At 43.7% G+C, this 14,048-nt stretch carries 14 protein-coding genes; 7 read left to right on the top strand and 7 right to left on the bottom strand.

Annotated features, from left to right (window positions below; all coding sequences use genetic code 11):
* Positions 1 to 191: 191 nt before the first annotated feature.
* From JWG45_RS12010 to JWG45_RS12000, 3 genes are read right to left on the bottom strand one after another with little or no spacing between them, the layout of a single operon-like run.
* Complete coding sequence (locus tag JWG45_RS12010; RefSeq protein WP_205279940.1) at positions 192 to 1,481, bottom strand: aminopeptidase P N-terminal domain-containing protein; 1,290 nt, start codon at positions 1,479 to 1,481, stop codon at positions 192 to 194.
* Positions 1,478 to 2,509 carry a glycosyltransferase family 9 protein gene (locus JWG45_RS12005; protein WP_205279939.1) on the bottom strand — a complete coding sequence of 344 codons (1,032 nt, stop codon included), beginning with the start codon at positions 2,507 to 2,509 and terminating at the stop codon, positions 1,478 to 1,480. The genes JWG45_RS12010 and JWG45_RS12005 overlap by 4 nt, the downstream gene beginning before the upstream one ends.
* Before the next feature lie 15 nt (positions 2,510 to 2,524).
* The gene (locus tag JWG45_RS12000; RefSeq protein WP_205279938.1) at positions 2,525 to 3,643 is read right to left on the bottom strand and encodes a thiolase family protein; all 1,119 of its coding nucleotides are present in this window, start codon (positions 3,641 to 3,643) and stop codon (positions 2,525 to 2,527) included.
* Positions 3,644 to 3,790: 147 nt separating this feature from the next.
* Between JWG45_RS12000 and bfr the strand changes: the two genes are divergently transcribed.
* From bfr to JWG45_RS11980, 4 genes are all read left to right on the top strand, one after another.
* Positions 3,791 to 4,258 (top strand): bacterioferritin, encoded by a 468-nt coding sequence (gene bfr, locus JWG45_RS11995; RefSeq protein WP_205279937.1) that lies wholly within the window; start codon positions 3,791 to 3,793, stop codon positions 4,256 to 4,258.
* Positions 4,255 to 5,505 carry a THUMP domain-containing class I SAM-dependent RNA methyltransferase gene (locus JWG45_RS11990; RefSeq protein WP_205279936.1) on the top strand — a complete coding sequence of 417 codons (1,251 nt, stop codon included), beginning with the start codon at positions 4,255 to 4,257 and terminating at the stop codon, positions 5,503 to 5,505. The genes bfr and JWG45_RS11990 overlap by 4 nt, the downstream gene beginning before the upstream one ends.
* A gap of 15 nt (positions 5,506 to 5,520) precedes the next feature.
* Positions 5,521 to 6,648, top strand: coding sequence for an acetylglutamate kinase (locus JWG45_RS11985; protein WP_205279935.1), 1,128 nt, complete (start codon positions 5,521 to 5,523; stop codon positions 6,646 to 6,648).
* 555 nt (positions 6,649 to 7,203) lie between these two features.
* Positions 7,204 to 7,548 (top strand): DCC1-like thiol-disulfide oxidoreductase family protein, encoded by a 345-nt coding sequence (locus JWG45_RS11980; protein ID WP_205279934.1) that lies wholly within the window; start codon positions 7,204 to 7,206, stop codon positions 7,546 to 7,548.
* Here the strand turns inward: JWG45_RS11980 and JWG45_RS11975 are convergent.
* Genes JWG45_RS11975 through JWG45_RS11965 form a run of 3 tightly spaced genes read right to left on the bottom strand, consistent with a single transcriptional unit; the run spans position 7,525 to position 10,554 of the window.
* The gene (locus tag JWG45_RS11975) at positions 7,525 to 8,220 is read right to left on the bottom strand and encodes an iron-containing redox enzyme family protein (RefSeq protein ID WP_205279933.1); all 696 of its coding nucleotides are present in this window, start codon (positions 8,218 to 8,220) and stop codon (positions 7,525 to 7,527) included. The two genes, JWG45_RS11980 and JWG45_RS11975, sit on opposite strands and share 24 nt — an antisense overlap.
* 11 nt (positions 8,221 to 8,231) lie before the next feature.
* Positions 8,232 to 9,299 (bottom strand): D-alanine--D-alanine ligase family protein, encoded by a 1,068-nt coding sequence (locus JWG45_RS11970; protein WP_205279932.1) that lies wholly within the window; start codon positions 9,297 to 9,299, stop codon positions 8,232 to 8,234.
* On the bottom strand, positions 9,292 to 10,554 hold the full coding sequence (locus JWG45_RS11965) for a KamA family radical SAM protein (protein ID WP_205279931.1): 1,263 nt from the start codon (positions 10,552 to 10,554) through the stop codon (positions 9,292 to 9,294). The genes JWG45_RS11970 and JWG45_RS11965 overlap by 8 nt, the downstream gene beginning before the upstream one ends.
* Before the next feature lie 98 nt (positions 10,555 to 10,652).
* On the opposite strand from JWG45_RS11965, the gene JWG45_RS11960 reads away from it, so the two are divergent.
* From JWG45_RS11960 to JWG45_RS11950, 3 genes are all read left to right on the top strand, one after another.
* Positions 10,653 to 11,327, top strand: coding sequence for an HAD family hydrolase (locus tag JWG45_RS11960; RefSeq protein ID WP_205279930.1), 675 nt, complete (start codon positions 10,653 to 10,655; stop codon positions 11,325 to 11,327).
* Between the two features lie 43 nt (positions 11,328 to 11,370).
* On the top strand, positions 11,371 to 12,189 hold the full coding sequence (locus JWG45_RS11955) for a GerMN domain-containing protein (protein ID WP_205279929.1): 819 nt from the start codon (positions 11,371 to 11,373) through the stop codon (positions 12,187 to 12,189).
* Between the two features lie 131 nt (positions 12,190 to 12,320).
* Positions 12,321 to 13,547 carry a GGDEF domain-containing protein gene (locus JWG45_RS11950; RefSeq protein WP_205279928.1) on the top strand — a complete coding sequence of 409 codons (1,227 nt, stop codon included), beginning with the start codon at positions 12,321 to 12,323 and terminating at the stop codon, positions 13,545 to 13,547.
* Here the strand turns inward: JWG45_RS11950 and JWG45_RS11945 are convergent.
* Complete coding sequence (locus JWG45_RS11945) at positions 13,537 to 13,896, bottom strand: LIC11299 family lipoprotein (protein ID WP_205279927.1); 360 nt, start codon at positions 13,894 to 13,896, stop codon at positions 13,537 to 13,539. The two genes, JWG45_RS11950 and JWG45_RS11945, sit on opposite strands and share 11 nt — an antisense overlap.
* Positions 13,897 to 14,048: the final 152 nt, after the last annotated feature.

Raw genomic sequence — 14,048 nt, 5'->3', positions numbered from 1 at the left:
TCCCGACTTCGAAAGACTTTCTCCCAAAGAAAAAGTCTTTCGAAGTCGAAAAAACAATCCAACTAACGTTCTAATTCCGGCTAAGACAAGGATAAATTTAGTTTTTTAAGAATATGGAACTTCTTTTTATAAAAGTATTCCTCAATCCGAGTAAAACGGAGACAACCGCGCCATTTTCAAAGGACTTCGGATTAATTTTTTAAAGCTTCGATCTCGGCAATTTCTTTCGGAATCATTCGGGTTAGATTGAGCGGGTCTTGACCTTGAACTAGAACGTCGTCCTCGATTCGAATCCCGATTCCACGAAAACGTTCCGGGATTTCAAGATCTTCCGGATCAAAATACAATCCGGGTTCGATCGTGATCACCTGGCCATTTTCCAGTTTTTTGGAAGATCCGCTTTGATAGTAAGTTCCTACGTCGTGAACATCCATTCCCAAATAATGACTTGTCCTGTGCATATAATATTTTTTGAATATTCCTTGCTCCATAATAGAATCCAAAGAACCCTCCAAGACACCCAGATCCTTTAGACCTTCACAAAGGGTTCTTACCGCTTGATTATGAATCGCGACAAATTCCACACCTTCTCTCGTATGTAAAACCGCTTCCTTCTGAGCCTTTAGAACGACTTCGTAGACTGCCTTTTGTTCGGGTGAGAATTTTTTTCCCACTGGAAAGTTACGCGTAACATCCGCGGTGTAATATCCTTTTTCTGCGCCGCTGTCGACTAAAACGAGCTCGCCTTCTTTCAACTGACAGTTGTTAGACGTATAGTGGAGAATCGTAGCATTTCTTCCGGTCGCAACGATATGCCCGTATCCTCCACCCCAGGCTCCGTGCCTGAGATATTCGGATTCTAAGATGGCTTCGAGTTCGTATTCAAACATTCCTGGCTTGGATTCTTTCATCAAACGTTCGTGACCGAGCGCGGTAATCCTCGCTGACTCCTGAATCGCCGAGATTTCAAAGGGAGTTTTGAACATTCTCATCCAGTGTAAAAAATCGGGAGACTCGATTCTTCTTGGACCGAATTTCCCTTCTCTCGAACGCTGATTGAGGGAATGGATCCATTGGATGAGTTTAGAATCTCGGACCAAGTCCCTTCCGAAAAAATGATAGAGAGTATGCTGATTAACGAGAATTTCGTCTAACTTGGATTCCCACTCATTGGTATCAAAGGATTCGTCGAGTCCGAGAAGAGATTTCGCTTTTTCCTTTCCGATCCGAATCCCGGTCCAGATTTCTTTTTCCTTATCCTTCGGAAGCATAAAGATGGATTTATAAGAATTCTTTAATATAAGAATCCCGTCCGCTTCGTCCAACCCGGTCAGATAATAATAATCCGAATCCTGACGAAACTTATACTCCACATCCCGATTTCTGATGGAATGAGAAGCCGCAAAGACGATCAAAACTTCTCCGTCTTTGAGTTTTTTCTGAACTTCTATGATTCGTTCTCGATAAATTGAATGTGTCATGGCTGAATTCCCTTTGCTAATTGGACTGCGATGGAAAACAATTTATCGGGATCCTGTTCCCTCATACAACGAAAATGTCCTTCCGGACAAACTCTTCCACCGTGAATTCCACAGGGTCGACAAGAAAGTCCCGAAATCCCGGAGACGTAGGAAAGGTCGGCCAACGGAGTATAACCGAAATCGGGAACGGTAGCTCCAAAGACGGCTAACGTGGGAATGTTAAACGCAGACGCGAAATGAATCGGAGAAGAATCGTTGCTGACCATCAAGGAGGCTTTGGAAACCAGAAACGAAAGTTCCTGAAGATTCGTCTTTCCGGCAAGATTGATTCCGAATCCTGAGCCGACTTCCTCGCAGAGTTCGAAATCCCCCTTGGATCCGATGAGAACGATTTTTTTTCCGGATTCTTTCGAGAGCCTTTCGCCTAGCGCGCGAAACTGAGACGCCGGCATTCGTTTTGTTTCCCAGACCGAACTCGGAGCGAGAAGAATGAAGTTGCCCGCTTCCAAACCGTTTTCTTTCATCAAAACCCGAACTCGGAAAACGGATTCTTCTTTCCAAAACAATTCCGGTCGTTTGGAAAGATTTGCGGATTCTTTCTCTTCGTAAATTAAGGAAAACAATTTTTCCACCTCGTGTTTTCCCCGCAAGGGACGAGGAATTTTCTTCGTAAGTAGAAAGGAAAAACCTGCGCTCTCGTAACCGATTCTTACCTTTGCTCCGCTTGCAAACCCAATCAACGTGGAACGAAAAGAAAAATGAGGAAGAAGACAAAGCGTATATTCTTCTTTTCTTATACTCCACAAAAATGAAATAAATTTCCAAAGGGATTTTTTGAATTCTTTTTTATCCAAAGGAATGAGACGATCAATATGAGGATTCGCCTCCAGAACGCCTTCGGTGCCTTTGTTGACAACGACCGTAAGACGAGAATTCGGATACTTTCGTTTTACTTCTCGAAAGAAAGCGGTGGTTAAGATCAAGTCGCCTAAGAACGCGGTTTGAATCAAAAGTATTTTTTCAGTCACTGGCTAATTCCATTCTTATCCTTTGGAAAGAATCGTCGCAAAGTTGTTCACTCCCAGTCCGCCGATGGAAAGGGCAAGTCCGTTTTGAAAACGGTTATCCTTGTGCATCCAAGTCTGAAGCTCGGCGATTTGTGCCAGACCCGATACACCTACCGGATGCCCTCTCGTTTTCAGTCCGCCCGACGCGTTGATCGGAAGTTGTCCTTCAGGATGCGTCTTTCCCTCTTTCACATAACGTAGCGCCTTTCCCTTCGGGAAAAGTCCTGCGTCCTCGGCTCCGATCAATTCAAAAGGAGTGAAGGCGTCGTGAAGTTCCGCGATGTGAATATTTTCGGGTTTTAGATTCGCCTCCTTGTACGCGCCCGCAAAGGCGGCGACACTTGAGGAAAAACTCAAATCCCCCGGAGCTGAGGAAAGATTTCCGATTCCGTGTCCTACTCCGGCGACCCTCAACGTTTTGGAAGAATTCTTTTTTTCGGAACTCAAAAGTACGGCGCAACTTCCGTCCGAGAGAGGGGAAATGTCGTACAAACAGAGCGGGCTTGTAAAAAGCGGAGATTTAAAATATTCTTCTTCCGTAATATTCTTTCGGATATGAGCATTCTGGTTTTGAAGTCCGTTGTCGTGGAGTTTTTTGGAAAGCGCGTAAAGATCCTTTCGATCGTATCCGTGTTCGTAAAGATAACGAGTCGCGATCATTCCTCCGCCTTGCGCCATCGACATCGCGAACCCTCTTTGACGATCGGACAAGACACTTCCCAAAAGAAGATTGTTTTCCTCCCTTTCGAGTCGACTCATAACTTCGGTCGCGACGACCATTCCCCTTTGAAACGCTCCCGATCGAAGAAGATAAGTCGCCGTATGCAACGCGCTAGCACCGCTCGAAGATGCGGTCTCCGTGCGGATGACAAAAAGATTTTTAAGACCTAAACTTTCTTTGATTCTTGCGGGAAGAAAAATCTCTCCCGTATATCGTTCGGGAGCCATAGCCGCGAAAATAAGAAATTGAGGTTCAAACTCAGGATTTCGTTCGAGAAGTTGTATCGCGGTTTGATAAGAAAGAGAATGATAATCAAGTTCAGTTTTACCGAAACGACTGAGTTGAGAATCGATGAGAAATACGGATGAAGACACGATAGTCTATGTTTTTGAAAATTGTGAGATTGAAAATCAAAAAAATTAAATCAATGTGGAGAAGAACGACTTTTCAGGAGACTTTTGAAACTATCCTTGCAAATTTAAGAATGTTTTTTATACTGAAAGGATAGAAGGGGAAATACGATGAAAGGAAATAAAGAAGTTCTAGAAATTCTTGGCGAAGTTCTTGCCGCAGAACTCACAGCAATCAATCAATATTTTATTCACGCGAAGATGAACAAAAACTGGGGTTTCAAAAAGCTCGCCGATTTTATGAAACACGAATCCATTGACGAGATGAAACATGCGGACGAAGTTATCGATCGAATTCTCTATCTAGACGGGGTTCCCGATCTTCAGAGATACATGAAGGTAAACGTCGGAAACAACATCCAAGAGATCCTCAAAGCCGATCTAGAATTGGAATACGCCGCGGTGGAAAGATTCAATCGAGGAATCGCGATCGCCGTCAAAAACAACGATAACGGCACCCGAGAACTTTTTGAAAAAATCCTGATTTCGGAAGAAGAACACGTGGACTGGATCGAAGCACAACAGGAAATCATTCGTCAGATCGGCGTTGAAAACTATCTGGCGCAACAAATCGAGTGACGAATTTTAGAAACCCCGCTCCCAAAAAATCGCTGAGATTCAAAGTTCGAAAGCCCGAAGGGCGTTCTTCTTCGGATCATACGAAAGAAAAGGAAACACCGTCCAAAACGGAATGGGACTTTTCAAAACCGGAAACGTTTGAATACCACGCTTCTTGTCCGGACGGACTCTCCGGTTTACTTCGGGAAGAAATCTTAGAAGCGAGACTGACGGTTCTCGCGGAGAATCGCGGCGGGGTTTTCTTTCAAGGCTCCGCAAAGGCATTGAAGGATTTTATTCTCACAACCGGAATCGCCTCGGGGATCAGCATTTCTCTGCGCTACTGGAGAGTCGATAGCCCGGAAGATCTTTATAACCAAGCGCTTCAATTTCCTTTTGAGAAGATCATCAGTCCCGAACAATCCTTTCGGATCGATTCTACGACAAAAGATTCTCTCAAAGACTCGCGTTATGCGACTTACAAGCTCAAAGACGCTATGTTCGATCGTTTTCGCTCGAAGGGAAAAGAAACTCCGCAGGTTTCCAGAGACGAACCCGATTTTTTATTCTATCTTCGCTCCCATTCCGATCACGCTAAACTTTCTCTGGGCTTGAATACAAGACCCCTCCAACAAAGAGGTCATGGAAGAATCGGAGGCGACGCTCCGATGCGGGAGATTCTCGCGTCCGCCCTCGTTCGTTATTCCGGCTGGGACACCAAATCTGTGTTATACGACCCATTCTGCGGATCTGGAACGATCGTCATCGAGGCGGCTTTGAAACTTTTATACGGAGGTTACACGAACTACAGAAGTCTGGATTCTTCCCTTCCGTTTAAAAAACTCTTCGGAGAACCCAAACTCAAAGAAGAAGCCGGAAAGATTTCAAAAACACTTATATTTGCCTCGGATCAGGACGAAAAGGCCCTGAATCTCGCGAAATTAAATGCGAGGAACGCCGGCGTAGATCATCTGATCGAGTTCTTCAACGCGGATGCCACGGTTTCGGAAAACGAAAAAGGAATTCAAAACGGCTTTATCGTTACAAATCCTCCGTACGGAGTCCGTTTAGGAACCAAGGAAGAAGCCAAAGAAATCTACTTGTCCTGGGGCAAGAAACTCAAAGATCATTTTGCCGGGAACGTTCTCGCCATCGTCTGCGGAGATACTTCTCTTTTAGGTTTTCTAAAATTGAAAAAAGATAAAGAACAATCGCTCACAATCGGCAAGCTGAAGGGAAAATTAGTTGCCTACACTCTCGGCAAATAATCCAATCGAATCGGAATGAAACATCAGGAAATTCTTCTTAAACTTTTAGAAGTAACTGAGAACACGAAGGATTCATTCCAATTTCTAAAACTCTTCCGCTCCATCGAGCCTGAAAAGTTCGCGGTGATCTACGCGGATTCGGGAACTCTGATGGAGTCTGCGGAAGCGCTTCTCTACAATCTCAAACTTCTGCACAAACTCGAACTCTATCCTGTTGTCGTTTTGGATAAGGACGGAATATCTTATACCAATCTTTTTTATCAAAATCAAACCAAAGAAGAAGAGGAATCGACTCTTCCGGGTAAGCTCTTTCGTCACTTCAATGAATTGGAGACCTCGGTAGCATCGGCTCTGAACGAAAAAAAACTTCCGATTTTTATTTCGGAAGAAAGCGGTAGCGGTCTTTTTGAATTTCTAAACAATCTCTGCTCCTCTTTGAAAACGAAAAAGCTCATCTACTTGAATCCTCGAGGGGGAATTTATTCCGGAGGAGAAAAAATCTCCATCTACGACGTGGATTCGACGATCGAACCGGACCCGATCGATTCCGTTCTTTTTCACGCGTGCAATCAACTTTACAAAAACGTAATGGATCCCGACTTCGGGATAGCAATCACCTCGGCCTCCTCTCTTCTGAAAGAATTATTCACGATCAAAGGAAGCGGAACCCTCCTTCGAAAGAAAAATCGAATCGACTTTGTATCCGATCTCAATTCGGTTCCGAAAGAAAAGATCAACCACCTCATCGAAAGGTCGTTTCAAAGACCTTTGAAGAAGAATTTTTGGGATCAAGAGTTTGCCGGAATTCTTCTCGAATCGGAATTCAAGGGTTGTGCCTTAGTCAAGAACACTCCTTACGGCTCTTTTCTTTCTAAGTTCGCGGTAGACGAAATCGCGAGAGGGGAAGGAGTGGGAAGGGACATCTGGGATCAGTTGGTTCAAAGATTTCCGGTCCTTTTTTGGAGGGCCAGAAAGGAAAATTCGATATCGAAGTGGTATATGAAAGTCTGCGATGGTATGCAAAAGGAAGGGATCTGGATTTATTTTTGGATCGGAGTTTTGGAAGAACATATCCAACCCATTTGCACTTTTTTAAGAAATCTTCCCCAGGATCTGGAAGCGCCGTCTAACAATACAAAGTAGTCGGTGGATTTTTTTTATACCTGCTTGCAGAACATAAGAATTTTGTAAATTGTAAAAAGGAAAGTCAGGAGGAGTTCCTACAGGGAGAATGTTACTTGCAAAAAGTATGTTTTTCTGACAGGGAGATTTTGCTTGGAGGTTTTCCGCAACCACTTCCCTGCGAGCACCCCAAAGGAAGCGACACACTGAGTTTCCCAAGATCCGCATACTTACCCACAAGTTGTGAGAGGAGATACAACGAGAATCGTCCCGAGACAAGGGTTTTGTAGGAATTCCTACATGAGAATTTTTTCTTGCGAAAAGTTTGATTTTGTGATAGAGGAAAGTTTCCGGAATTTTTCCACCACCCACCCCACCACCCGAAAATCGGGCGGGGCACGTGACTTTTACGAAAAAAAAAAAATGTCGGAGTTCCGACAATTTTTCTGAAAATGCAGACAACCTTTCGGGTAAGGATAGGTAAGATCAAAGCCGGGCAGCAAAAGTTTCGCGGTGAATGTCGGAATCACGAAAAGAAGAATTCAAATTTTATTATACAACGAATAGAGAAAAAAAATGAACGCACTGGTCTTCTTATACGATGGAGATTGCGCTTTTTGCACAAACCTGGCACAAAAGCTCCATTCCTACAACCTCAATCCGAAGATTCGTTTTAAATCCTTTCGAGAATTTTCTGAAAAAGAACTGCGAGAAATTCATCCCAGTTTGAACATCCAAGTCGCTCAGGGAAACGTTCAGATGATCGCGGACGGAAGAAGATATCCGGGGTTTTTTGCGGTCCGAAAACTGAGCCATTCCCTCAAAGGATTTCGTTGGGTCGCTCCCCTTCTTTACCTTCCCTTGGTTCCCATTTTCGGAATGATCGGAATGAATGTTCTAAAATCCCTGAAGAGCCGATAATCCTTCGTAAAAGACAAGTCTTGCGTCCAAGGCCAGCCGATTCCCTTCCATCACACTTTTTCTCTTTTCATCCGTGTCTGCTACGGACTCTATCAAACGAAAGAGTTTTTCGGCGTGAGATTCATCGGCGTCCAGGTTGACCTGAAAGAACTTGCCTTCGGGCAAGAAAACTCTTTCTTTTAGCTCCTTGTAAGACATAAACATTCTAGAATATTCTAATTTTAGCAAGTATTCGTTCGCTGGACCGAGGGCCCCGAGAGCGGAATAAAAATCGCTAGTCGTGATTCTTTGCATAAGATCAAGATAAGCCTTTGTCTCCGGTAGACGATGCGATTCAAAAACGTTTTCTCCCATCTCGGAAAGAAATTTTTTAAGAATGGAAACGTGAGAATCTTCGGCTTTCCCCTCTCCCAATTCTTCCCAGATATTCTGAACGAGGACGATCTTTGCGTCCAGATTGTCGCTGATCGCCGCGGTGTTTAAAAACCAATTTACAAAGTCGACGCTCACGAAGTATTCCTGACGCAACCAAAGAAGAAGGTCTTCTTTTTCCATTCTTCTTTCTTTGGATTCCAACCAAAGATTGGCCGTTAGGACGGGATGATTCCGAACCGATTCTTCCAAAGAAGTCCGAAAAGAAACCGCGTTCTGTGAGGAATGAAACGTTTGCATAAATTTCTTTTTTATTTTTTCGAAAGGATGGAATTGGTCTTTAACTTAGAATATAAAAATCGAGGAGATTCTAATTCCAAACGTGCGTTCAGGAGAATCTCTGAAAACAAGGATTTTTCCTCCCCTAAGCCCTGACGATAACAAATCGGAAAGGTAGAATAAAACGGAGACAAACCCGGAGTCAGGTTGATTTCCAAAAAGAAAGGTTCACCCGCCTCGTCGCATTTCCAATCCAATCGCGCAGGTCCGGAAGTTCCCAAGGCCTTACAAAAAGAAAGACTCTGTTCCTGAAGGAACAATTCCCTTTCTACTGGACAGTCAAAGACCAAAGTTTCCGGCATCGCATTCTTAGACTTTGTCTTTTGTCCGTAGACTTCCTCTACTTTCAAATCCTCTCGCAAAATCAGACGTCCTGCACGGCTCGCACGATAACCCGATTTCAATGAACCCATTACAGAAATTGTATATTCAGAACCACTCAAGTATCCCTCAACCAAATAGGGAAAGTATTCTTCCGGCAGATCGCGCGTCAGCGAACGAAGTTCTTTTTCGTTTTGCACGATACTTTTTTCTCCGATCCCGAGGCTCGACCCCTCTCCGGAAGGTTTTAAAAAACAGGGAAACACGACCTCTTTCGGAAGAGTAAAATTCTTTCGAGCCTCATATTCAATGGAGAATCCCGGGGCCACCGGAATTCCGAGAGAATTTGCAAAGATCTTCGTTAAATTTTTATCCAAAGAAACACTTTGAGCAAATGCGTCCGATCCGGTGTGCGGAAATCCAAACAGTTCGGCCGTCGCAGGGATCAAGGCCTCTCTGTTCCGAGAACGAAAACCTTCCATCAGATGAAAAATCACCGGTCGATCCTTAAAACCTAAGGAAGAATATTGATTCAATTTTTCTAATAGATCTTTCGGCGTCGTCACGAGTTCTGAAACTTCCCCGAGTTCGTTTAACAATTCAAGAATTCTCTCAACGGAAGCGGAAGATTCCCATTCTTGTTTGTAAGAATCCGGAAATTCGCCCGTAAACTCGTGGAGATCGGCGTAGACGATTACGGTGGAAATCGTCTCACTCATAGGATTTTTTTTCTTTTGCACCCAGGCTTTCCGGAGAAATTCTTTCCCAGGTTTCCAAAGTGATCTCAGGATAACTATCTTCCATCGTAGAATCGGGAGGCTCCGGACTGACGTGATAGGTTCCGCGTAACGCGGATCGAAATACGTGCATCCTCTCCGGTTTATAATAACCCAGATACCAATCCGGAGTCAGAGTGATCTTGCCTCCGCCTCCGGGAAGATCGTTTACGAACTGAGGAATTCCCATTCCCGCGATTTTTCCCCGAAGATAACCCACGATCTCGATTCCTTTTGCAAGAGGAGTTCTAAAACCTCGGGAACCCGGAATCAATTCCGGATCATACATATAATATGCACGGATTCGAAGTTCTAACAGCTTTTTATGAAGTTCTAACATAGCCTCTCCGGAATCGTTGATTCCTTTTAGGAGAACACATTGATTCCCGACGCTCACTCCCGCTTTAAGAAGTTTTAGGACCGCTTCCTTCGCTTCGGAGGTGCATTCCTTTGAGTGATTGAATTGCGTATTACAAAAGATGGACAACCTCTCCGTATTGTGAGATTCGATTATATTACAAAGTTCGTATGTGATTCGAAACGGAAGTGTGACCGGGTTCCGTGTTCCGAGTCTGCAGATTTTTACGTGTTCGATTTTTTCGAGCCTTTCCAAAATCCAATCGATCTTAGAATCGCTCAAGTTCAGAGGATCTCCTCCTGACAAAACCACATCCCTGATTTCAGGATGGGATTCTATGTATTCAAAACAGGCTTCAAGATCTTCGGAAAGCATTCTCTCCTTGGAATCGGAAACCTTTCTTCCCCGCATACAATGTCTGCAATAGACCGAACATTCGTGATTGGTAAAAAGAAGAACTCGATCGGGATACATGTGTGTAAGTCCCTTCACGGGAGAAAGTCTTTCCTCGTGAAGAGGATCAATTGATTCTTCCGGAGAAAAGATCGTCTCCGCTTCCCTCGGGAGAATCATCTTTCGAATCGGATCTTCTATGTCTTCCGGATCTGTAAGAGAAATGTAATATGGTGTAGCCGAGACGTTTAGTCGAATCGTGTCTTGTAATCCGATTCTTTCGCTCGGAGTCAGTTGAAAGTAACGCTCCAGTTTTTCACCTTGGACGCGATTTTGCAACTGGGCCTTGTAGTCGGTCCAGGCAAAGGACGAAAAAAGCTCCGAACGATTCTGCAAAATTTTTTGCGGAGAGGAAGCGCCGGTTTGACTGAGATCCGAAGTTTTCATGGAGGAGATACTTCCTATTTTCTCCGCGTCCGGGGAAAATCAAGCAAAGGGAAAAAGAAAATGCCAAAAGGACCCGTTTTCAGAAACTGTCCTCAGAAATGACTTCCTTTTCCAGCGATTCTCTCCAAGCTCTTGCCTTCGACGTAGACGGAACCTTGTTCTCTTCGGAGGAGATCATTCTCCAAGTTTATAAGGATTCAATCGAACATTTTTCGCAAAGCTCCGGAATTCCCCTCGAATTGCCTTCGAGAGAAAGAATCATGGACGAGATCGGAAAGCCGGTCAAAACCATTTTCCTAAACCTCCTTCCCCAACTCGAAGAAGAACAAAGGGATACGATCTCCGACAGCGTTCTTCGATTCTTATGTCAGAGAATCCGAAACGGAGAGGGAGAATTTTATCCTCAGGTAAAAGAGACGATCGAGGCTCTTTCCAGAAAGGGATTTCGTATTTTAGCGGCTTCCAACGGAAGAAGACCCTATGTTGAAACTATTCTCGACGTTGCAGGAGTGCTTCCCCTCTTTGATCCGATTCTCGTCATAGACAACGAAAGGATCAAAACCAAGGGAGGAATTCTCAAAGAATACGTAAAACTCTACGGACTCGAACCCGAAAAAATTCTCATGATCGGAGACAGACTTTCGGACTACGAAGCGGCCCGTCAAAATGGTTGTCCTTTTGCGTTCTGCACCTATGGACACGCCAATCCCGGAGAAATTCCGGACTTCGAGATGGAGCTCAAAAACCTTTCGGATCTCACAAAACTCCTCTGATTTTTGCCTCCATAGAATCCGAATTCTTTCCGAAAATGTTAGAGTGCCGGATTCGGAAAAAAGAAAAAATCTCATCTTCATTCTAACAGGGATTATCTTTACGTTAGTACTTTTGGATAAAAGTTCCGGCTCGGGATTTTCTCTTTCCGGAACGGGATTTCAGGGTTTTAGAAACATTGGAAAGATGAATCCGGAATCTCAAAATTCCAATCGGGGAAATCTCAATCACAAAGAAATGATGGATCAGGCCGAAGACGAAATCCTCGGTGAACTCCTACAAAACGGAGACGTTCAAACCTCGTCTTCCGAAAATTCAAACACGATCGAAGAAGACCTAAACGAAGAAAATCTTGTTCCCGTGATGGATCCTCAGATTTCCGAAACCCAAGGAAAAGAATCCGCAACCGCACTTCCTACTGAAAAAGGAGAATTGTCCCTCTACTTTCTTAAGTTTTATGGAAAGGGGAGCAAAAGTCATTCCAGACTTGTAAAGGTTCTACGACTTTCCAAGGGCGGTGATCGTGTGAAGCTTGTCTTAAATTCCCTCATCGCAGGTCCGGTTGTCGCGGAAAAGGAAAAAGGAATTCTCAATTCGATTCCGTCGAGTCTCAGTTACGACCCGGATTATAGGATCGAAGACGGAGTTCTTAAAATTTCTCTGAGTGCCGATTTGGAAAGAAGCGCCGGTCCCGAAATTCTCAAAGATAGAATCGACCAGCTTACCTACAGCCTGATGGAGAATCTTCCGATTCGGGGAGTTCAACTGAGGATCAACGGAAAATCGGTGCGTTCTCTCGGCGGAGAAGGAATGCCTTTGCCCTCCGTTCTGACAAAAAATCCTAGAAAGATCGTAGTTTTTTAATATTCGACATCGTTATTTTTTTCCAAATTCGGTCGAATTCCTATGTCAAGGAAGCCCTAACAAATCCTGATTGTTTAAACAGAGCCGTTTTTAAAATGGGGAAGCAAGATTCTTTCGTCGTTCGCAAATCAATGAGACATTCATTCGGTAATAATCAAAAAGCAAAACTCCTCGCTCGGAGAGTTTTTTTCAATCCTTTCCCGGATGATTATCTGAAGATCTATCAACCGGATATTCAAAGAGCGACCGTCATTTATTTTTTTCTCTGTATCGGAATCAGCGTACTTTCGGCTTTGGTTCCGGACGGAGCCAATCCTCTCGGAGAAGAAAACAGAATTCTTGTTTACTCTCGTTTAGCAGTTATTCTGTTATCCGGTTTTTTTGCATTCTTACTTATAAAATGGAAAACCTTTTTTAGAAAGGGAATCGAGAGATTCAGCATTCTTTCTTCGGGAACAATTGTTTTTTCCGTGCTTCCGTTTATCTTTTTGGATCCAGAAAGAATGGGGCTTTACTTTCATTTTTTTACCGCCTTGGTTGTGAGCGGGAATATTCTTCTCTGGTTTACGGGAACCACCGTAATTTTTTTCAATTCCCTCTTCTATTTTTCACTCGTTCTTTGTACGACGTTTACTGGTTTTGCGATGCCTTTGCAACACGACTTTGCGATCATATTGATTTATCTTACTACGGGAGTGATCGGGAATCTTCTGATCAATTTCTGGAGGGTGATGGATCACCGTGCGAAGAAAAAATTGCAGAAGGCGGTGCATAAACTCCGGGACAAAAATATTCAGATCGAAAAAATTTCGAAGGTAGACGAACTCACACGTCTTTATAACAGAAGATATCTGATCGAACAATTTGAACTTTTTTTAAAAAGGGCCCAACGTTATAAATTTTCTCTCGCGATGATTATCTTGGACATGGACTATCTCAAAGAGATCAACGATTCCTACGGGCATCTCGCCGGAGATTTGTCCTTACGAACGATTTCGGAAGTAATGAAACACAGAGTGAGGGCCACCGATATCTGTTCGAGAATCGGAGGGGATGAATTTTGTATTCTTCTCGACGCGATCAAAAGGGAGGATCTTTCCCAACTCTGCGAAAAACTAAGACGGGACGTTTCCCAAAAGGAACTTTCCTATCGAACGAAAACGGGAGACCCTGTCAAGATCACTGTTTCCATCGGAGCCTGCATCTTCGGCCCCGAAGAAGAATTCAGTTTTGACGATATCTATCACTCGATCGATTCGGCGCTTTATGAATCCAAAAAGAAGGGAAGAAACAGAGTCTCCTTTATAGAACCGATCCGATACTTTCCCAAAGAAAACCCGAGAACTTTTACTTCTTAGGTGTCGGAAGTTCGTAGTGATAAGTGATCTCACAGTAAACCCCCTCTTCCAAATACTTCGTATTCTTTAACTCTAAAAAAAACTGTCTATTTTTTTGATCGGGTTCCAGCTCTTCCAATTTTCGGGTTGCGATCGTTTTCGCCGCCGTGCAGGAAGTGTTTTGCATCTTGAACTTATCGTTTTCTTCGATCGAAGAAGCCGAAGCTTGTCCGATCGAAACGAGTTCGTAATTATGAGGTCCGAGAGTTTTTACGGTAACACCCGTATCTACGTGAATCCTTTCCTTCACCTCGTGGGCGCAGGAAGTAAAAGCCAATACAAACACCAGAATACAATTTAGAATCTTCATCTTTTTCTCCTCATCGTCTTTTTTTAGAAAAGACGTTCTCTCATTTCAGACCTTTTCTATTAATAAAAACGGATTCTTCTCTTTTCATTTCTTATCTCTAAATCCTAAAAAAAGAGCCAACCTTGGTTTCGAAAAATCTTTCTTTCAATTCG

This window comes from Leptospira ainlahdjerensis (genome assembly GCF_016919175.1).
In the GTDB taxonomy this organism is placed as follows: domain Bacteria; phylum Spirochaetota; class Leptospiria; order Leptospirales; family Leptospiraceae; genus Leptospira; species Leptospira ainlahdjerensis.
The sequence above is the reverse complement of the archived record's forward strand: the minus strand, read 5'-3'. Positions and strand labels throughout refer to the sequence as shown.